Here is an 18,770-nt window from a genome sequence, read left to right on the forward strand (position 1 = left end):
TCTGAGCCAGAATCAAACTCTCCAGTTCAAATCTGTAGCAAAGATCTCCGTTGGACGGAAATCAGAATCTCAAAGTTCCTTCCCGTTCGCTATTCACTTGTCAATGAACCACGCCGAATCACTCGGCGCGAAGCAGTTGTTTACGCCGCTTCGTTTTCGCTGTCAACAAGTTTTTTCATTTCGCGAAAGTTTTTTTGCGGCCCCGCCGGGGCAACTCGTTGGCGCGAAGGAGACGTATGTCTCATTTTCAAACCCGCGTCAAGAACTTTTTTGCCATCCGGGAAAATCTCCTTCCCCGTCGCCCTTGCGGACATGGCCAGTTCGTTGGCGCGAACGGCTTTATGCGCCTTTTCGACCACACCGTCAAGCTTTTTTCCGCAAAAGAACGGAGCGCTGTTGCCGGGCCGTCAAAAAGTCGCTTGCATGTGGGTTGCTTTGTTTTTCAACCAGCTGTTTTTCAGCATAGGAAGACCCGCAAAAAATGTAAAGCATCTCATGCCATTTTTTATGAAATATGCCGCGCGAGTGACAATTCCGCCCATTTTACAGACTGTTGTCCCGGCGGGGCCGGGGAACGTCCTTCCCGGGAAGGGGGCGGGGCCGTCCCGCAGGGGTCAATGCCTTTCGCGGTGCCACATGATGAAGAAGACCGAGCCCACCGTCATGCTGCAGGCCAGGAGCATCCTCCAGGTCAGCATCTCGCCGCCCAGCAGCCAGCCCAGGAAGATGCCGATCACAGGCACCACATATTCGTAGGAAACGGCCGTGGCGATGGGGACGTGCTCCAGCAGCCAGAAGTAGCAGGCATAGGCGATGACCGAGCCGCCGGTACACATCCAGGCAAAGGCCACGATGACGGGCCAGCGGATGTTCTCATAGTGCATCGCGTGCTGCTCCCCGTCCAGGAAAGCCACCACAAGGCATTCCAGTCCGCCCACGAAAAGGAGCAAGGCACAGGACTGGAGGCTGGAAAGACGGGTCCTGAAGGGAAAACGCCGCGTCAGGAGCGTGCCTGCCACCCAGCCGAGGGTGGCCGTGAAGACCCAGATCATGCCGCTGATGCTGCTTTGCTGCACGCCGCCCACGTTCTGCTGGCTGCAGGCAAGCAGGATGAGGCCACAGGTCCCGGTGCACAGGCCTGTCCACTGCATGGGGCTCGGGCGGGGCTCATGGGCGAACAGCCAGCCGGCCACCAGCATGGTGATGGGCGTAGAGCCGGTGATGACCGCCGCCGTTGAGGAGGCCACGCTTTCCTGCCCCTTGGCCAGGAAGCCGCTGGCCATGAGGACCATGAATACCCCCATCCAGGCAGCGTGTATCCAGTCTTTTTTCGCCGGCCGCCGCCAGCGGCCCGACAGCATCAGCACCAGGGCCAGCAGGATGCCGCCCAGCACCATGCGGCTGCCGCCCACCATGAAGGGGCCTGCCACCCCGAGGCTGAATTTGTAACCGATATAGGTGGATCCCCACGAGATATACACCAGGAAAAGGTGCAGCATGACGTGCAGGGATTTTTGCGAAATGGGCATGGGAGCGGCCCCCTTCTGAAAGTATAGGGGCCAAGTATCACAGTTGTGCAAACTGTCAAGGGATGGAATGCCGTCGTGATTTTTACTAAAAAAATACAAAAGGATACGTTTTCAAATCCCTGTCGTGCGCCCTGCCGGGCCCGGGGCCCGCCCTGGCGGCACGGCCCCCCCCTGCCATGGAGGCGGGGCAAGCTTTCAGACTTGGCAGGCCATGTCTGCCATGCTATGACAATCCCGGGGGAAGGCTCATTATGAAAGAAGAAAACAAAGACCGATCAGAATTACTGGCATTCCTTGAATTCATGAGCCGCAAAGGCCTGAACACCACGGCCCAGCGGCGGATCATCGCCGATGTCTTTTTTGAACTCCCCGGCCACCACTCGCTGGAGGAGTTCTACCAGCATGTCCAGAAGCTGGACCCGCGCATCGGCCAGACCACCGTCTACCGGACACTCAAGCTCCTGTGTGATGCCGGCATGGCGACGGAGATCCACTTCAGTGACGGCATCACCCGCTACGAGGTGGCCGCTCCCGACAGCCACCATGACCATATCGTCTGCCAGTCCTGCGGCAAGATCGTCGAGATCTATGATCCCCGCATCGAGAAGCTGCAGCAGGAACTGACCAGGAAGCACGGCTTCCTGCTGCTGCGGCACGTGCACATCCTTTCCGGTCTTTGCGCCGACTGCCAGAAAAAAATGCAGAAATGACCTGCTCCGGCCATCCGTCACAGCGGGCGGGGCTGTCCCGCCCTTTTTTACGGGCCCGCATAAATTAAAGTTGATTTTCATTTTCATTTAGGCCATACTTGAAAAAAATCGACCGGAACGCGAGGACAACAGCATGGATGGCCAAAGCATCGCCGTTATCGTCATAGTGGCTGTGGCCGTGATCTTCATGGCCAGGAAGCTTTTCATCTCCGCCCGCAAAGGACAGTGTTCCTGCGGCTGCGGGGACGGCAAACAGCAGGCCTGCTGCAAGGGATGCGGCATCGCCGCCAAACGCCAGGATCCGCTTCCGTAGCGGAAACGTGAAGGCCGCCACTCCCGGAGGAGGGCGGCCTTTTTTTGCATGCGGCGTCGCTGCGCCCGGCTATTCCGCGTCGAAATCTTCGGCGCGGGCCACCTGGGCGCCCCTATGTTCACGCAGGATGGCCAGGGCTTCTTCCTGGGTCAGGATACGGCCGCGGCACTTGGGGTTCTGCAGGCGGTTTTCCGGGCAATAGCCCAGATGCACGCAGCTGGGCCCCGCGCCCTGGAACAGGTCCGGCGCGGCCTTGCGGCACAGGGAAAGCATCTGCCAGGCCAGATGGCGGATCTCGTGCTGGGCGTTGCGGCAGCAGCGGATGGAGAACCAGTCCAGCAGGGCATGGGCGTTCATGCCGATGATGGCCTTGAATTCCGTGGCCTGGGGCTTGAGGTAGCGCAGGTCCTCTTCCGGCAGTCCGGCTTCCAGCCCGGCGTCGTACCACTGGCGGGTCAGGTCGGCCAGATCGCGGCCGGACAGGCGGGCCCTGTGCCCGTCAGGCAGGGTCACCTCGGCGCCGAAATCGCGCACGCTGGCAGGATAGACCACGGAAAAACGCCGCTTGCCGCCCAGTTCCGCGCGCCCCGACTTGATGAGGTAGGAGGCCAGGCGCTTGCGCACCAGCTGTGTCTCCGTCACGCGGGAATAGCCCTCCACCCCAAAGAGGAAAAAGTCGAATTCCAGGGCGGCGCGATGCCCGCTTTCCAGGATGTTGCGCACGATCTGCCGGGAATAGGGCGAGGCCGCTATCTCTTCCAGGCTGCGTTCACTGCGCACGAAACGCGCCGCGATGTCCGTGTAGATCTTGCCGCCCCCGGCCAGCAGCACCACTTTGCCGTTCCCGGTATATTTTTCATCCAGCATGCGTGCCTCCTGTGACGTGGAAGGCTGAACCTACATGAAAACGGCCCGGGCCTCAAGCGCTCCTGCCCCGGCACGCCATGCGCGTCACCGCCGGCAAGCCCGGACAAAGGCCCGCACCGTACCGGACAGGCCGGGACCGGGCTTCCTTGACGCCTGCCGGCGGACGGCATAATGTGGGAACCTTCCGATACTGAACCATCCGCACGCTGCAGCGTGCGTAAAGGAGCGACCATGAGCAAGGATATCAAAGCCTTCTGCCAGCCTGACAGCAGGGGCTTCTTCGGTGCGTACGGCGGCCAGTATGTGCCCGATGCCATCAAGGCCCGCCTGGACGAACTGGACCAGGCCTTCAGGGAAGCCCTGGCCGACCCCGCATTCACGCAGGAGATGCAGCGCCTGCTGCTGCACTTTGCCGGTCGTCCCAGCCCTGTCTTCCACTGCCGCAACCTCAGCGGGAAGCTGGGCGGCGCGCAGATCTGGCTGAAGCGTGAAGACCTCAACCATCTGGGCGCCCACAAGGTCAACAACACCCTCGGCCAGTGCCTGCTGGCCAAGCGCATGGGCAAGACCCGCGTCATCGCCGAGACCGGCGCGGGCCAGCACGGCGTGGGCACCGCGGCCAGTGCCGCCCTCATGGGCCTGGAGTGCGTCATCTGCATGGGCGAGGTGGACGTCATCCGCCAGCACCTCAATGTGACCCGCATGGAGATGCTGGGCGCCCGCGTGCACACGGCCATGAGCGGCCAGCGCACCCTCAAGGAGGCTGTGGACGAGGCCCTGGAGATGTGGGTCAACGAGCCCGAGACCTTCTATGTGCTGGGTTCCGCCGTGGGCCCGCACCCCTATCCGCTCATGGTGCGCCACTTCCAGTCCGTCATCGGCAGCGAGGCCCGCGCCCAGATGCTGGAATTCGCCGGGCGCCTGCCCGACGTGGCCATGGCCTGCGTGGGCGGCGGCTCCAATGCCGTGGGCCTGTTCTCCGGCTTCGTGCATGACGAGGGCGTGCGCCTCATCGGCGTGGAGCCCGGCGGCCGCGGCAGCGGGTATGGCCAGCATGCGGCCTCGCTCTGCTACGGCGAGCCCGGCGTGCTGCACGGTTTCCATTCCTACATGATCAAGAACGACAAGGGCGAGGCCGGTGAGGTCTATTCCATCTCCGCCGGCCTGGACTATCCTTCCGTGGGCCCCGAACTGGCCGAACTCAAGGACGCCGGACGTGCCGAATATGTGAGCATCACCGATGAGGAGGCCCTGCAGGCCTTCTATGCCCTGTCGCGCAACGAAGGCATCCTGCCCGCGCTGGAATCCTCCCATGCGCTGGCCTATGCCATGAAGCTGGCCCCCACCATGGACAAGGACGCCATCATCCTGGTGAACCTGTCTGGCCGCGGCGACAAGGACGTGGCCCAGGTGGCCGATCTGGTGCACAGCGGCGCCTTCGTGCCCGCCGACAGGTAGGGAAAACGTCCGCGGGGGAAGGGGCTCCGCCCTGCCGGTGAGGCCGGGCCGCCTGCGGCGGACGGGCACGGCGCGTGGACCCCTCTGCCCTGAAGGGGGAAGGGCTCCGGCCCCCTTCCCTTTCCCGGCATGTCTCGACGGACCGGTACGCCCTGTGCCGGTCCGTTTTTTTGCCGCAAGGGACGTGACCGCCCATCCCCGGATGGGAACGCCATCTCACGGTCCCGGAAGCGAGGCCCTCCCGTGCAGACGGGAGCGCCCGGGACCCAGCTCATCTCCTGACAAGGCCTGCCCCTGCGGACGGCCGGTCAGGCAAATTCCATTCTGACGAGGCACACCATGCGAGAGATCGACGCCGCGACCATCAGTGCCGCCGTGGCAAAGCTGGCCGTGCAGGCCTGCTGTCATCTGCCCGCCGATGTCCGGGACGCGTTCCGGCAGCGGCTGGACCAAGAGCCTTCGCCCGTGGGGCGCAATATCCTGGAACAGCTGCTGGAGAACGCGGACATCGCCGCGCGGGACGACATCCCCATCTGCCAGGACACCGGCCTGGCCGTGGTCTTTGCCGAGGTGGGGCAGGAGGTGCACATCACGGGCGGCGATTTTGAGGCCGCCATCCACGAAGGCGTGCGCCGCGGCTATGTGGACGGCTATCTGCGCAAATCCTGTGTGGCCGAGCCCCTGTTCGAGCGCAGGAACACCGGTGACAACACCCCGGCCGTCATCCACACCCGCATCGTGCCCGGCGACGGCCTGACCCTGCGTCTGGCCCCCAAGGGAGCCGGTTCCGAGAACAAGAGCGTGGTCAGGATGCTGGTGCCCGCCGACGGCATCGAAGGCGTGCGCAAGGTGGTGCTGGACGCCGTGCTGGCGGCCGGGCCCAACTCCTGTCCGCCCCTGGTGGTGGGCGTGGGCCTGGGCGGCACCATGGAAGTGGCCGCCCTGTGCGCCAAGCGCGCCGCGGCCCGCGACCTGGAGAGCCGCAACCCCGACCCCCGCTACGCCGCCTTCGAGGACGAGCTGCTGGAGCTCATCAACCGCACGGGCATCGGCCCCCAGGGCCTGGGCGGCGAGACCACGGCCCTCAAGGTGCATGTGGAATGGGCCCCCACCCATATCGCCTCCCTGCCGGTGGCGGTCAACATCAACTGCCATGCGGCGCGCCACGCCGAAGTGCGCCTGTAGGAGGCCGCCATGTCCGATGTGAAACGTATCCGCGCGCCCTTCGACGAAGCCACGGCCCGTTCCCTGCGTGCCGGTGACCGGGTGCTCATCACGGGCACCATCATCGCCGCCCGCGATGCCGCCCACAAGCGCCTGGTGGAGGCCCTGGCCCGGGGCGAGGAACTGCCCGTGGATCTGGACGGGGCGGTCATCTATTATGTGGGCCCCAGCCCGGCCAGACCGGGCCGGGCCATCGGCGCGGCCGGGCCCACCACCGCCGGACGCATGGACGCCTATACGCCCACCCTGCTGGCGCAAGGCCTGCGCGGCATGATCGGCAAGGGCTACCGCAAGCCCGACGTGGTGGAAGCCATGAAGCGGCACGGTGTGCCCTATCTGGCGGCCGTGGGCGGGGCCGGGGCGCTCATCTCGCAGCGCATCAAGAAATATACGGTGCTGGCCTACCCCGACCTGGGCCCCGAGGCCGTGGCCGCGCTGGAAGTGGAAGACTTCCCGGCCATCGTGGTCATCGACAGCACCGGCGACAATTATTACGAGACCGGCCAGGCCCCGTACCGGAAGCTGTGACGGACAGATCATGAGGGGGAAGGGGCCCCCCTTGGCTGACGCGCAAAGGGGTCCCCTTCCCCCTCGCCCCCATCCCTCCCCCAACGCGTTTCATTCTGGAGGATGGCGGCCATCCCTCCACACGGGCTTGCCCCTGCCTGCCGGTCCCCCGGCAGAGGTTTCGATAGGTCAAAAAACAAAGCGGCGGACAGGAGTTTTCCCGTCCGCCGCTTTTGCGTTTTGCTTTGCCGTACCGTCAGGGCAGCCTGCTAGAAACTGTACATGTAGGAAAGGCTGAAGTTCCAGGCGTCGCGCACTTCGTCGTTGCGGCCGTTCATGCGGCTGTTGCCCCACACGCTGCTGTCATGATCCAGCCACAGGGCCACATAGGCCACATCCAGGGCCACGGTGAAGTTCTCGGTCACCTTCGTGGTGCTGGTCAGGCCCCATTCCAGGGCATAATCCTGACGGGTCAGGTACAGACCGTCCATGCCCACCGCCCCGGACAGGGCGCCGGAATTGGCCGCCAGCCCCTGCGAGGAAAGCCACCTGGCCATGCCGGGGTCGTTGGTGCCGCCGATGAGGTTGACGCGGAAGGTCTGGTACAGGTCTTCGATGACGTTGACGTCACGCAGCTGCAGGCCCACGCCCCAGGTGCCCGCCATGCTGTTGCCCACCACGCCTTCACGGGAGATATACTCGTTGCCGTTGAAGGCATAGTGCGACCAGGCGTTATGGTTGTTGGCCACGCTGATATAGGGCATGCGCTCGGAGCCGTTGCCGCGGTCGTCGTCATCGCCGGAGGTGTACCAGCCGTAAAGGCCGGGCTTGGTCCAGCCCAGGTCGTATTCCACCAGCAGCGAGGCCAGCCAGCCGGCGCGGTTGGCGGAACCGTCGTCATAGCTCACGGAACCGTAGTTCAGGTCCCAGGCGATGCGCCAGGGGTCCAGCAGGGTCAGCTCGCCGGTAAGGCCCGCCCAGAAGGCGTTGCCGTACAGGTCCATGCGGCTGTTGTGGGCCGCGCCACCGGCAGGCAGCATGCCCGCCCGGTACTGGCCGCCGGAAACGCCGATGCTCCGCCAGTCGCTGACGCGGTCGCCGTTGAGGCTGTTGGGACCGATGCCTGCATACATGGCCCAGGGCGTCAGGCGGAAACCGTCGAAGGTCAGGGGCAGCAGCAGGGCCGCCACGTCCACGTTGTCCATGTAGTTCCTGCGGCGACCGTCGTCGCCGTAGCCCTGGAAATTGTCATTGTACAGACGCGCCCACAGACCGGTGAGGGCCACGTTCTCGTTGATCTGCCAGCTGGCCGTGATGCCGGCGGCGTCATCACACCACACCTGGCTGCCGGTGGTCATGCTGGGCAGTGCGATGCCCTGCAGGCCCATGCGCACCTTGATGTCGGTATCCGGCACCATCCAGTCCAGCCAGGCGTTCTTGACTTCCACCACCGTGCCGTCGGCGCCCAGGGCACCGCCGGTGGCGCTCTGGCCCCAGATCTGGTCGCCCATTTCAAAGATGATGGAACCGGCAAGGCTTTCCGAGGCCACGGCGTCCAGTTGCAGACGCAGGCGCTGGCGGGCCTCGAAGTTGTCCTCGTTGCCCTTCTTGTAGCCGGTCATGCCGTTGCCGCCGGTGAAGGCGCCATGCTCGCCGTAGTCAAAGGCCATGATCCACTGGCCGCGGATCTTGAAGTCGATGGCCTGGGCCATGCCCGCGGCGGAAAACAGCAGGCCGGCGGCCAGGAGGAGCGTTGCGATCTTTTTCATGGCGTATCCTTCATAAGGCGAATTTCTGTCCCGAAAGACAAAAGGCAGCATAGCCGCCGGCGTTCCGGCTGGCAAGATGGTGCGTCAAATTTTTTTTACCGGCCTTCGTCCCCGGCCTGCGGGCTGCCCAGCGGCCCGCCCGCCTGCCGCTGCACGGGCGCGGGGCCGGTGCTGCCGCGCACGACCAGCTCCGGCATCACCTCCACGCGGGTGATGCTGCACCCCGGGCCGCTGGTGATGCGGTTGTGGAGCATCTCCAGCGCGCTGCGGCCCTTCTCGGCGATATGGTGCTCCACCGTGGTCAGGCCCACCCGCGCGAAATGGGACGGATAGATGTTGTCGAAGCCGCACAGGCTGTAATCCTCCGGGACACGGGCGCCGCTCTCCAGGATGGCGTCCAGCACGCCGTAGGCCACCATGTCGTTGACGGCCACGAAGGCCGTGATGTCCCGCTCGGCCAGGCAGCGCCGGGCCAGGGTGTAGCCCGTGCGGTGCTCGATGTTCAGGTCGCCGCGCTCCTGCTCGGGCGTGATGGTACAGGTGCGGACAAGGAAGCGGCCCTCGGGGCAGGACTCGCGGAACACGTCGCGCAGGCCTTCCAGGCGCCGCAGCCGTGCCGGATTGTCCCTGTTCAGGGGCGTGGCGATGCAGGCCACGGAGCGGTGCCCCAGGCCGATGAGGTAGCGGGCCACCAGCACGCCCGCATTATGGTTGTTGAGCTCCACCGTATCCAGGTTGAGGCTGGCGTCCCTGTCCCCGATGACCACCACGGGCGTCTCCCTGTTGGCCAGCTCGGCCTGGGCCGGGCACAGCGGCATGGCGCAGAAGACGATGCCCCCCACGGAAGCGGCCGACAGCGCCCGCAGCAGGCGGGCCTCCACAGCGGCGTCGCGGTAGGTGGGGAAGACCATGGTGTCGTAATCGTGCCGGGCGGCGGCATCCTGCACGGACTGCACCAGGGTCGCGTAATAGGGGTTGACCACATTGGGGCAGAGGATGGCCACGCTTTTCCCGGCCATGAAGTGCGAGGGCCGGTGCCGCCGGATGGCACGGTAGCCGAGGGCCTCGGCGGCCTCGCGCACCCTGAGGATGGTCTCGCGCGAGAAGGAGACGTCCGGCCGTTCCGAAAGGATCATGGACGCGGTGGCCGTGGAGACGCCGCTGCGGGCGGCGATGTCTGCCAGGGTGACGCGCTGGCTGCGTTGCATGGGGACCTCCGCTGTTCATGGTTCACGATAAAAACCGTTGTTGATAAATTTAATTTTTAATTAAAAATTAATCAAGACTGCCGCCGAAAATGCCCGATCTCAGCTTTTTTATGTAAAAAATGTTCCATTTCCATGAAAATAGCCTGTCCGGGCTTTGCCCCCTCTTGTCTTCTTTTTCCTGCTATGGCAGCCTGTTCCCCGGCGCTTTTTCCCGGGCGCCCAGAACGGTCCCGATGGTTAAAAATTAAATAAACATTAACCAGATTTTCAGGAGCAGGCATGAACCCTCCCTCCCAGAAACAGATCCGTACCGTGGCCCTGGCCAGCCTGCTGGGCGCCACCATCGAATGGTACGACTTCTTCCTCTACGGTGTCGTGGCGGGCATCGTCTTCAACAAGCTCTACTTCCCCACCGACGACCCCTTCATCGGGACCCTGCTGGCCTACAGCACCTTTGCCATCGGCTACCTGGCCCGCCCCTTCGGCGCGTTCGTCTTCGGCCACTTCGGTGACAAGATCGGCCGCAAGAGCATGCTGGTGCTGACCATGCTCATCATGGGCATCGCCACCATCGGCATCGGCCTGGTGCCCACCTATGCCCAGATCGGCATCGCCGCGCCCGTCATCCTCCAGACCTTCCGCCTCATGCAGGGCCTGGGCCTGGGCGGCGAATGGGGCGGCTCCGTGCTCATGACCTACGAATACGCCAGCAAGCGCCAGCGCGCCTTCTATGCCAGCATCCCCCAGATGGGCCTGGCCACGGGCCTGTGCCTGTCCTCCGGCGTGGTGGCCCTGCTCTCCGCCAGCCTGAGCGACCAGCAGTTCCTGGAATGGGGCTGGCGCGTGGCCTTCCTCATCAGCGTGGTGCTGGTGGGCGTGGCCCTGTACATCCGCCTGCACATCCTTGAGACCCCCGACTTCCAGAAGGCCAAGGATTCCGGCAAGACCGCCGACAAGACCCTGCCCATCGTCAAGGTCTGCCGCAACCATCCCGGCAACATCGCCCTGGGCGTGGGCGCCCGCTGGATCGACGGCGTGTTCTTCAACGTGCTGGCCGTGTTCGTCATCAGCTACCTTGTGCAGTACATCAGCATCGAGCGCACCCAGGCCCTGACCATCGTCATGATCGCGGCCCTGCTCATGTGCCCCTTCATCCTCATCGCCGGCCGCCTGGCCGACCGCTACGGCCGCGGCATGGTCTACGGCGTGTCCAGCCTGCTCTGCGGCCTGTCCATCTTCCCCTCGTTCTGGCTCATGGAAGGCAGCGGCGGCAGCCTCTTCCTCATCGCCCTGGCCATCATCATCCCCATCAGCGTGTTCTACGCCGGTGTCTTCGGCCCTGAAGCCGCCCTGTTCTCCGACCTCTTCCCGCCGGACGTGCGCTACACCGGCATCTCCATCGTCTACCAGTTCCCCGGCTTCCTGGTGGCGGGCATCGTGCCCGGCCTGTGCACCTTCCTCATCAACTGGAACGAAGGCGATCCCCTGTATGTCTGCCTCTTCACCCTGCTCGCGGCCGTGACCAGCGCCCTCTCGGCCTTCGCCATCCAGCGCAAGAGCATCGCCGCCCGGCGCAGGCACGGCGACGACGCCGAGCATATCTAGACGCATCCGGGACAGCATCATGGAAATCCTGCAACTATCGGACCTGCACCTGCGCGGCGACGGCAAGCTCTCCTTCCGCAAGGTGGACACGCCCGCCTGCCTGCGCACGGCGGCGGCCCATCTGCGTGCCCTGACCCGCATGCCCGACGCCATCGTCATCACCGGCGACCTGGCCGACAGCGGCGACGAGCGTGCCTACCACATGATCCGCGAGGCCCTCGGCGACCTGCCCGTGCCCATCTACGCCGTGCCCGGCAACCATGACCGCCGCGACCGCATGCGCGCCATCCTCAAAGGCTGGGTGCCCGAAGAGAGCCCCGTGCCGCCGCGCGTCTGCCACTGCGTGGACATGGGCGAACTGCGCCTTGTCCTGCTGGACAGCATGGAGCCCGGCTCCCACAGCGGCCACTGCCCCGGGGCCATGGCCCGCTGGCTGGATGCCTGCCTGCAGGAAGACGGCAGCCGCCCGGCCCTGGTCTTCATGCACCATCCGCCCTTCATCACGGGCATGGGAGCCATGGACGAACCCTTCGAGGGCGCCGACCTGCTGCGTGACGTGCTGGCCCGCGCGCCCTGGGCCCGTCTGTGCTGCGGCCACATGCACCGCCCCATCTTCACCTCCTGGGCGAAGGGCCTGGCCCTGACCGTGCCTTCCATCTCCATGCAGATCGACCTCGACCTCAGCCCCGGGGGCGGCGACACCTTCCGCATGGAGATGCCCGGCTACATGCTGCACCACTGGGACGGCAGCCACCTCAACAGCCACGTGTGCCAGATCCCCGCCGATGTGGACTTTTCCGGTCCCCATCCCTTCGCGGATTCCGTCAACCCCGTGGAAGACTGATACCAGGACGGCAGGCCCAGGCCTGCCGTCTTCTTTTTCCTTCATGTCCGCACAGCGCCGTCCGCACAACTCCGGCGCCGTGCGTCACCTTCAGCAGGAGCATCCCCCCGGATGCTCCTTTTTTGTCCGCATCGTCCCACACCGGCCGCCAGGATGCGGAGGCCGCGGACAGGACGGGCCCGCCTAAAGCGGGAAGACACGCGCACGAGAGACGCCAACGCCCGCTGTGCCCGCCGCACAGGGCCGGGCCCGCTCCCCCGAATGCCGTCGCCGCCACGGCTGCCCGAAAGATCCCCTGCCCCGTACCGCTCCCACAATATCCTTGCCCTGTCCTCCTGTTCCCGGCCCCGGCCGCTGCTGCCGCGCGGTTCCGGCCTGCCCGGCCAGCCAGCCTCTTCCGGCTTGAGGCCGCTGTCCCCCCGTGCTAGGATTGCCTTTTGTCCCTGCCCTGCCGCAGGGACCGGCGCGCCGGCCCGTCCCCGCGCTCCCGCGTCCACCGAGCCGGCCGGTGACGCCGCACAGACTCTGCCAAGGATCATCCCGTGAGCGCTTCTTCCTTTCCCCGTCCCGACATCCGTCCCGATGCCGACATCCTCGCCCGTGTGCCCGGCCTCTGCCTGGGCTGTCTCGTCCATGAAGTGGACGTCGAACCCAGCCGCCCCGACTGTCAGGAGTACCTGGACAACGAGCTGGCGCCCCGCCTCGTGGCCCGCATGGAAGACGAGCCCCTGTCCCGGTGGCCCAATCTGGGCCCCTCGCGCGCGGGCTGCAAGGCCTGCGGCAAGGATCCCGGCCGCTACCGCATCTCCTCCGAGGCCCTGTACCGCCGCCTCAGGCAGGGCAAGGGACTGTACGCCATCAACAGCGTGGTGGATGCCAACAACATCGCCTCGCTGGAGACGGGCTTTTCCCTGGGCAGCTACACCCTCGCCAACCTCCGGGGCGGCATCACCTTCCGGCGCGGCCTGCCGGGCGAGACCTACGAAGGTATCGGCAAGGGCGGCCTCAATCTGGAGAACCTGCCCCTGCTGGCCGACGCCCTGGGCCCCTTCGGCAGTCCCGTCAGCGATTCCACCCGCGCTCTGGTAGACGAACGGACGCGCGTCTGCCTGACCGTCATCTACGGTTTTGACGGGGCAGCCCCTGTGGAGGAGGCGCTGCGCATCAGCGCCGCCGCCTTCGCCCGCTTCTGCCGCTGCCGTCCCCTGTGCGATCCCTGGTGCGTCCGGGGCTAGGACATCCCCGGCGGCCGGAGCGGCAGCCCCCGGGCGCCGCCCGCCGTGCCGGACGACGGCCCTGTTTGTGTCACCCTCACCGGAACGTCCCTGCCCACGGGCCGTACCGGCCCCTTCAAGGAGCCCCCATGACCGATCTTTCCTGCTTCAAGGCCTATGACATCCGCGGCAAGGTGCCCGCTCCCCTGTCCCCTGAGCTGGCCTTTGCCCTGGGCCGTGCCGTGGCCGAACATTTTGCCGCCCGGCGCGTGGTCCTCGGCCACGATGCCCGGTTGAGCGGCCCCGTGCTGCACGCCGCGCTGGCCGCTGGCCTGTACCAGGCCGGGGCCCGGGTCTTCAGCCTGGGCATGTGCGGCACCGAAGAGATCTACGATGCCGCCGCCCGGCAGGACTTCGACGCCGGCATCATGATCACCGGCAGCCACAACCCGGCCGACGAGAACGGCTTCAAGCTGGTGCTGCGCGGCGCCCGGCCCGTGAGCGGGGATTCCGGCCTGCACGACCTGCGCGAGCGCGTGGCGGCCCGGCTGGCGGCGGGCGTGTCCCTGCCCGCGGACGAAGCCCCGGTGACGCCGGTGAGCTTCCGGCAGGAGTATGTCCGCCGCATCCTGGACTACACCGGTGCCGCCGCGCAAAGGCCCCTCAGGATCGTGGCCGACGCGGGCAACGGCTGTGCCGGCCTGCTGCTCAAGGAGCTGGCCCCGCACCTGCCGCACGAATTCATCTTCTGCCAGATGGAGCCCGACGGCACCTTCCCCAACGGGGTGCCCAACCCCCTGCTGCCCGAAAAACGCGCCGCCACGGCCCGGGCCGTGCGCGAGCACAAGGCCGACCTGGGCATCGCCTGGGACGGCGACTTTGACCGCTGCTTCTTCTACGACCACGAAGGCCACTTCATCGAAGGCTACTATCTGGTGGGCCTGCTGGCCTCCGAGCTGCTGCCCCGCTTCCCCGGCGCCAAAATCATCCACGATACCCGCGTCTACTGGAACACCCGCGAGCTCATCCTGGCGGGCGGCGGCGTCCCCGTCATGGGCAAGACGGGCCATGCCTTCATGAAGGAACGCATGCGCGCCGAGGATGCCGTCTACGGCGGCGAGATGAGCGCCCACCACTACTTCCGCGACTTTGCCTACTGTGATTCCGGCATGCTGCCCTGGCTGCTGGTCATCGCGGCCATGCAGCGCCACGGCAAGCCCCTGGCCGAACTGGTGCGCGAGCGCATGGAGGCCTGGCCCTGCAGCGGCGAGATCAACCGCCGCGTGGCCGACGCCCCGGCCCTCATGCGCACGATCCGCGACCGCTACGCGCCCGCCGCCACCTATGAGGACGCCATCGACGGCGTCAATCTGGAGTTCGGCGACTGGCGCTTCAACCTGCGCATGTCCAATACCGAGCCCCTGCTGCGCCTCAACGTGGAAAGCCGCGCCAACAGGGAACTGCTGGAGGAAAAGACCGCCGAGCTGCTGGCCCTCATCGACGCCGGTCTGTAAGTCTGGATGGGGCGAGGGGAGGAGGGGCCCTTTTTGAAAAAAGGTCTCCCTCCTCCCCTCGCGCTCCTTATCCGGGTCACCGGCAGGACAGGGATGAAGCGACGGAAAGCGCTCTAGTGCCGGTCTCCCGGTGATGCGAGGGAAAAAACATATGGTGGCTGCTGTCGCGCGGTCGCATGGAGAGCTGGCACCACTGTAGCGGCGCTCATGAGACAGCGACGGAGACCATCGGGCCCGACCGGAAGAAGGTTTTTTCGGGGTGGGAGAGAGTTTGAGAGGGGGAGGGGCAGTTTTTGCCCAAAAAACGCCCCTCCCCCTCTCAAGCCCTGCCGCACAGAAAACGAACCACAGGGAACCACGTCATGGAAAAAAGCAAACTGGCCGCCGCCATGTTCATCGTGGGCAGCATCGGCCTCTTCGTCCATTACATCCCGCTGCCCCCGGCGGTCATCGCCTGCGCCCGGGCCGTCATCGGCACCCTTTTCCTGCTGCTGGCGCTGCGCCTGAAAAAAACGCCCCTGCACGGCCAGGCCATCCGCCAGAATGCCCTCTGCCTCCTGCTCTCCGGCGCGGCCCTGGGCTTCAACTGGATCTTCCTCTTCGAGGCCTTCCGCCATACCGGCATCGCCGTGGCCACGCTCTGCTATTACATGGCACCGGTCTTCGTCATCCTGCTCTCCCCCCTGGTGCTCGGCGAACACCTGACCCGCCGCAAGATCGTCTGCACCCTGCTGGCCGTGCTGGGGGCCGTGTGCATCTCCGGCGTGTTCACCGGCAGCCGGCAGGACCCGCGCGGCATCGCCTTCGGGCTGGCCGCCGCCCTGCTCTACTGTGCCCTCATCCTCCTCAGCAAGCGCCTGCGCGGGCTGGATACGCTGGAGACCACCTTCTGCCAGCTCTGCACCGCCGCCCTGGTCATGCTGCCCTATGTGCTGCTGGGCGGCCACCTGCACGGCCCTGCTCCCGCGCCGTCCACGCTCTTCCTGCTGCTGGTGGTGGGCATCATCCACACCGGCCTGGTCTACATCCTGTTCTTCTCGGCCGTGAGCCGTCTCCCGGCCCAGACCACGGCCGTGCTCAGCTATGTGGATCCCGTCACCGCCATCCTGCTGGCCACCCTTTTCCTGCACCAGCCCTTCGGCCCGGCCGAAGCCTGCGGCACCGTCCTCATCCTGGGCGCCACCCTGGCCAACGAGCTGCCGGGGAAGAAGACAGCAGGGGCGTGCGCCTAGAGCACATGGGGAGCCCGGGGGAACGGCGTGCGTGATCCCGGCAAGCGGCGGTCGCGCACACGCCCAGCGTCCCGGGCCGGATGCGGCCGCCCTCCTTGTCTCCTGATACAGGGGGCCGTCCCGCCGCGCCCTGCCTCTTCGGGGAGCATCCGCACCAGCCCGCATATGGCTCCTGCTGCCCGATCCTCTCCCTTTTTTGCCGCATCCTGCCCGTCCTCTTTACTCCCGGCGGGCAGTCCTTATCTGTAAGGTCCCGGCGCGTGGGCGACCGGGTGTTTTCAACCAAGGAGGTATCCCCCATGCAGGTCCTGCTCATCAACGGCAGTCCCCATCCCAAGGGCAGCACCGCCACGGCCCTGGCCACTGTGGCCGGACAACTGGAAAAGGCCGGTATCGAGACCACCACGCTCCATGTGGGCCACAAGGCCATCCGCGGCTGTATCGCCTGCGGCAAATGCGCCCGGACAGGCCTGTGCGTCTTCAAGGACGACCCGGTCAACGAATGCATCGAACGCATGCGCGAAGCCGACGGCCTGGTGGTGGGCTCTCCCGTCTACTACGCCGGGCCCAATGCCAGCCTCTGCGCCCTGCTGGACCGCATGTTCTACATGAAGTCCGCGTCCTATGCCTTCAAGCCCGCGGCCGCCGTGGTGAGCTGCCGGCGCGGCGGGGCCAGCGCCTCCTTCGACCGCCTCAACAAGTATTTCACCATCGCCCGCATGCCCGTGGTCTCGTCCCAGTACTGGAACTCCATCCACGGCAACAATGCGGAAGAGGCCGTGCAGGATGCCGAAGGCCTGCAGATCATGCGAGCCCTGGGCGACAACATGGCCTGGCTGCTGCAGTGCATCGAGGCGGGCAAGAAGGCGGGCATCACGCCGCCTGCCGTTGAGTCCTGGCAGCCCACCAACTTCATCCGTTAGACAGGCGCTGCCGGCGCGAAAAAAGGGAGACCGTCAGGCCTCCCTTTTTTCGTGTCTCCCCTCGACAGGGCCGGGATGGAGACGCTGCCTTCTGACCGGCAACGCCCTGCGGCGCGACGCCTCCCCGGCAGGGATCCCCGGGGCAGGGCCCGTGCCGCTTTTGGAGGGGGACGTCCCCCTGCCCGCGGCAAAAGGGCCCCCTTTCCCCAAAACCGCCACAGGGCCCGGACAAACGGGGAAGGATGCCGCCGCACCCAATGATCTTTTTTCCTGCCGGGCCTGGCATGGCAGGCAGAGCCGCCGGGCCGCCTGACCGGGCCCCGGGCTACCAGTGCTTGCCCACGGTCATGCCCAGGAATAGGGCCGCGAAGCCCAGGATGGTCTGGGCGCCGATGTTGAACAGCAGCAGGGCCAGGCGGGTCTGCCCCAGGGCGAAGGAATCGAAGATCAGGGACGAGAAGGTGGTGAACGAGCCCATGAAGCCCACCAGGATGATCAGGCGCACCGTGTCCGGGATGAGCAGGCGCACCGCAGCCAGCTCCCAGATCAGCCCGAACAGGAAGCAGCCCAGCACGTTGACCACAAAGGTCCCCAGCGGGTACTGCCGCCCCACCAGCGTATTGGCCAGTTCCGAAACACCGTAGCGTGCCAGGGCCCCTGCCCCGCCCGCCAGAAAAAGAAGGCCGCAATTGCGCAGCGCCGTCACATCCATCGTCATCCTCCATCATGATCGCAGGCCGGGGCGCCGTGCCTGACGCCGCCGCGGCCATCACCAATCCTGCACCGGCAATCCTGCGGGCAAGGCGCTGGCGTCCGCCGCATCCCGGGCGCATATGCTCCGCAGCAAGGCAGCGGCGGTTCCGAAATGTCAAACGGCCGGGCTTTGCAATCCCGCGCTTCTGCCTTAGGGTCAGCTTTGGAGCGATGTCCGGTAACGTGGCCCCTGCCTGCCCCGGCATGGCAAAAAACAGGGACGTGGCCCGCGCCGCCGCTCCGCTGTCTGCCGTTCAGGCAGGCCACGATCCGCCTGTTCCTGCGCTGCAACTGTCTGACCGGGAGGTCCCCATGTTCCCTTGGCTGCACGGACGCCGCTGGTGGCATTTTCGCCGTTTCGAGGGCCTGCTGCTTTCCCTTGCCTGCATGTTCCTGCTGAATATCATTTTTCCCGGAAAAATCTACGGCGGCACGGCCCAGGCCTGCTACCTGCCCCTGCAGCTGCTGGCCGGGATCAATCTGTACGGCCGTCTTCGTCCGGGCTTCTGGGCGGCGGTCCTGACGGCTATGGGCATCCTGGCCCTGCATCCCTTCCAGGCGCTGTCCTCCATGCCCCGGGCGCTCCAGCTCAGCCTGCTCCTGCTGCATGGCCTGTTCTTCTTCATCATCCTGCTGGAAGTCTTCATGCAGCTCTACCGCGCCCAGACGCACCGCCTGCATCTGGATGCCCGGCAGACCCTCTGCGCGGGCCTTTCCGGACTGCTGCTCATCGGCTACAGCGGCTTTTTCCTCTTCCTGCTGCTGGAGAGCTTCCAGCCCGGTTCCTTCCGGGGCCCCGATCCCGGCGGCGTGAGCCTGCAGGATCTTTTCTACTTCAGCTACATCAGCCTCATGACCATCGGCTACGGCGACATCACGCCCGTTTCCTGGGCCGCGCGCAATGCCACCGTGCTGGTGTCCCTGTCCGCCAACATCTATTCGCTGGTGGTCATCGCCTCCATCGTGGGACGCACCTTTGCCAGCCGCCCCGTCCAGAAGGCGGCCAAGGAACCCGCCCCCAAAGAAGACTCGTAACGGTACCGCATACGCGGACACTTCCGCCATCCATGTCCCGCACGGAGAAAAAGGGCGTCGCTCCC

Annotated in this window: 19 protein-coding genes and 1 rRNA gene (1 of these 20 running past the window's edge); 11 read left to right on the plus strand and 9 right to left on the minus strand. The window is 65.8% G+C overall.

Annotated features, from left to right (window positions below; all coding sequences use genetic code 11):
* The 3 genes from DESPIGER_RS06590 to DESPIGER_RS06595 form a co-directional block, all read right to left on the minus strand.
* Positions 1-28: ribosomal RNA gene (locus tag DESPIGER_RS06590) — 16S ribosomal RNA — on the minus strand (it extends 1,522 nt beyond the left edge of the window).
* Between the two features lie 112 nt (positions 29-140).
* On the minus strand, positions 141-359 hold the full coding sequence (locus DESPIGER_RS12895) for a hypothetical protein (protein WP_156831643.1): 219 nt from the start codon (positions 357-359) through the stop codon (positions 141-143).
* 255 nt (positions 360-614) lie between these two features.
* Positions 615-1,529 carry a DMT family transporter gene (locus DESPIGER_RS06595; protein ID WP_072334632.1) on the minus strand — a complete coding sequence of 305 codons (915 nt, stop codon included), beginning with the start codon at positions 1,527-1,529 and terminating at the stop codon, positions 615-617.
* 302 nt (positions 1,530-1,831) lie between these two features.
* Between DESPIGER_RS06595 and DESPIGER_RS06600 the strand changes: the two genes are divergently transcribed.
* Positions 1,832-2,239 (plus strand): Fur family transcriptional regulator, encoded by a 408-nt coding sequence (locus DESPIGER_RS06600; protein WP_231927537.1) that lies wholly within the window; start codon positions 1,832-1,834, stop codon positions 2,237-2,239.
* Between the two features lie 64 nt (positions 2,240-2,303).
* On the opposite strand, the gene DESPIGER_RS13295 is transcribed toward DESPIGER_RS06600, so the two are convergent.
* Positions 2,304-2,573, minus strand: coding sequence for a hypothetical protein (locus DESPIGER_RS13295; RefSeq protein WP_231927538.1), 270 nt, complete (start codon positions 2,571-2,573; stop codon positions 2,304-2,306).
* Between the two features lie 48 nt (positions 2,574-2,621).
* Positions 2,622-3,419: an FAD-dependent thymidylate synthase gene (thyX, locus tag DESPIGER_RS06610; RefSeq protein WP_072334640.1), complete on the minus strand. Its 798-nt coding sequence runs from the start codon at positions 3,417-3,419 to the stop codon at positions 2,622-2,624.
* 231 nt (positions 3,420-3,650) lie between these two features.
* Between thyX and trpB the strand changes: the two genes are divergently transcribed.
* The 3 genes from trpB to DESPIGER_RS06625 all read left to right on the plus strand — a co-directional run bounded on the left by trpB (position 3,651) and on the right by DESPIGER_RS06625 (position 6,629).
* The gene (gene trpB / locus DESPIGER_RS06615; protein WP_072334643.1) at positions 3,651-4,877 is read left to right on the plus strand and encodes a tryptophan synthase subunit beta; all 1,227 of its coding nucleotides are present in this window, start codon (positions 3,651-3,653) and stop codon (positions 4,875-4,877) included.
* A 339-nt stretch (positions 4,878-5,216) separates the two neighbouring features.
* Positions 5,217-6,062 carry a fumarate hydratase gene (locus DESPIGER_RS06620; RefSeq protein WP_072334646.1) on the plus strand — a complete coding sequence of 282 codons (846 nt, stop codon included), beginning with the start codon at positions 5,217-5,219 and terminating at the stop codon, positions 6,060-6,062.
* 9 nt (positions 6,063-6,071) lie between these two features.
* Positions 6,072-6,629 (plus strand): Fe-S-containing hydro-lyase, encoded by a 558-nt coding sequence (locus tag DESPIGER_RS06625; RefSeq protein WP_072334650.1) that lies wholly within the window; start codon positions 6,072-6,074, stop codon positions 6,627-6,629.
* Between the two features lie 248 nt (positions 6,630-6,877).
* On the opposite strand, the gene DESPIGER_RS06630 is transcribed toward DESPIGER_RS06625, so the two are convergent.
* The 3 genes from DESPIGER_RS06630 to DESPIGER_RS12900 form a co-directional block, all read right to left on the minus strand.
* On the minus strand, positions 6,878-8,377 hold the full coding sequence (locus tag DESPIGER_RS06630) for an outer membrane homotrimeric porin (RefSeq protein ID WP_072334653.1): 1,500 nt from the start codon (positions 8,375-8,377) through the stop codon (positions 6,878-6,880).
* Between the two features lie 95 nt (positions 8,378-8,472).
* Positions 8,473-9,585: a LacI family DNA-binding transcriptional regulator gene (locus DESPIGER_RS06635; RefSeq protein ID WP_072334656.1), complete on the minus strand. Its 1,113-nt coding sequence runs from the start codon at positions 9,583-9,585 to the stop codon at positions 8,473-8,475.
* Between the two features lie 71 nt (positions 9,586-9,656).
* Positions 9,657-9,866, minus strand: coding sequence for a hypothetical protein (locus DESPIGER_RS12900; protein ID WP_156831644.1), 210 nt, complete (start codon positions 9,864-9,866; stop codon positions 9,657-9,659).
* Between DESPIGER_RS12900 and DESPIGER_RS06640 the strand changes: the two genes are divergently transcribed.
* From DESPIGER_RS06640 to DESPIGER_RS06665, 6 genes are all read left to right on the plus strand, one after another.
* A complete protein-coding gene (locus DESPIGER_RS06640) occupies positions 9,865-11,190 on the plus strand; it encodes an MFS transporter (RefSeq protein ID WP_072334659.1) in 1,326 nt (441 codons plus the stop codon). The genes DESPIGER_RS12900 and DESPIGER_RS06640 overlap by 2 nt on opposite strands.
* A 19-nt stretch (positions 11,191-11,209) precedes the next feature.
* Positions 11,210-12,034 carry a phosphodiesterase gene (locus DESPIGER_RS06645; RefSeq protein WP_072334662.1) on the plus strand — a complete coding sequence of 275 codons (825 nt, stop codon included), beginning with the start codon at positions 11,210-11,212 and terminating at the stop codon, positions 12,032-12,034.
* A 542-nt stretch (positions 12,035-12,576) separates the two neighbouring features.
* The gene (locus tag DESPIGER_RS06650; RefSeq protein ID WP_231927539.1) at positions 12,577-13,269 is read left to right on the plus strand and encodes a B3/4 domain-containing protein; all 693 of its coding nucleotides are present in this window, start codon (positions 12,577-12,579) and stop codon (positions 13,267-13,269) included.
* Between the two features lie 128 nt (positions 13,270-13,397).
* Positions 13,398-14,762 carry a phosphomannomutase gene (locus DESPIGER_RS06655; protein WP_072334666.1) on the plus strand — a complete coding sequence of 455 codons (1,365 nt, stop codon included), beginning with the start codon at positions 13,398-13,400 and terminating at the stop codon, positions 14,760-14,762.
* Positions 14,763-15,124: 362 nt separating this feature from the next.
* Positions 15,125-15,994 carry a DMT family transporter gene (locus DESPIGER_RS06660; RefSeq protein WP_072334669.1) on the plus strand — a complete coding sequence of 290 codons (870 nt, stop codon included), beginning with the start codon at positions 15,125-15,127 and terminating at the stop codon, positions 15,992-15,994.
* 299 nt (positions 15,995-16,293) lie between these two features.
* Positions 16,294-16,917: a flavodoxin family protein gene (locus DESPIGER_RS06665; protein ID WP_072334672.1), complete on the plus strand. Its 624-nt coding sequence runs from the start codon at positions 16,294-16,296 to the stop codon at positions 16,915-16,917.
* Between the two features lie 325 nt (positions 16,918-17,242).
* Here DESPIGER_RS06665 and DESPIGER_RS06670 read toward each other — a convergent pair whose 3' ends face one another.
* Positions 17,243-17,635, minus strand: coding sequence for a fluoride efflux transporter FluC (locus DESPIGER_RS06670; protein ID WP_083575324.1), 393 nt, complete (start codon positions 17,633-17,635; stop codon positions 17,243-17,245).
* A gap of 347 nt (positions 17,636-17,982) precedes the next feature.
* On the opposite strand from DESPIGER_RS06670, the gene DESPIGER_RS06675 reads away from it, so the two are divergent.
* Positions 17,983-18,705: a potassium channel family protein gene (locus DESPIGER_RS06675; RefSeq protein ID WP_072334679.1), complete on the plus strand. Its 723-nt coding sequence runs from the start codon at positions 17,983-17,985 to the stop codon at positions 18,703-18,705.
* Positions 18,706-18,770 lie beyond the last annotated feature (65 nt).

Origin of the sequence: Desulfovibrio piger, assembly GCF_900116045.1 — a bacterium.
Lineage (GTDB): Bacteria > Desulfobacterota > Desulfovibrionia > Desulfovibrionales > Desulfovibrionaceae > Desulfovibrio > Desulfovibrio piger_A.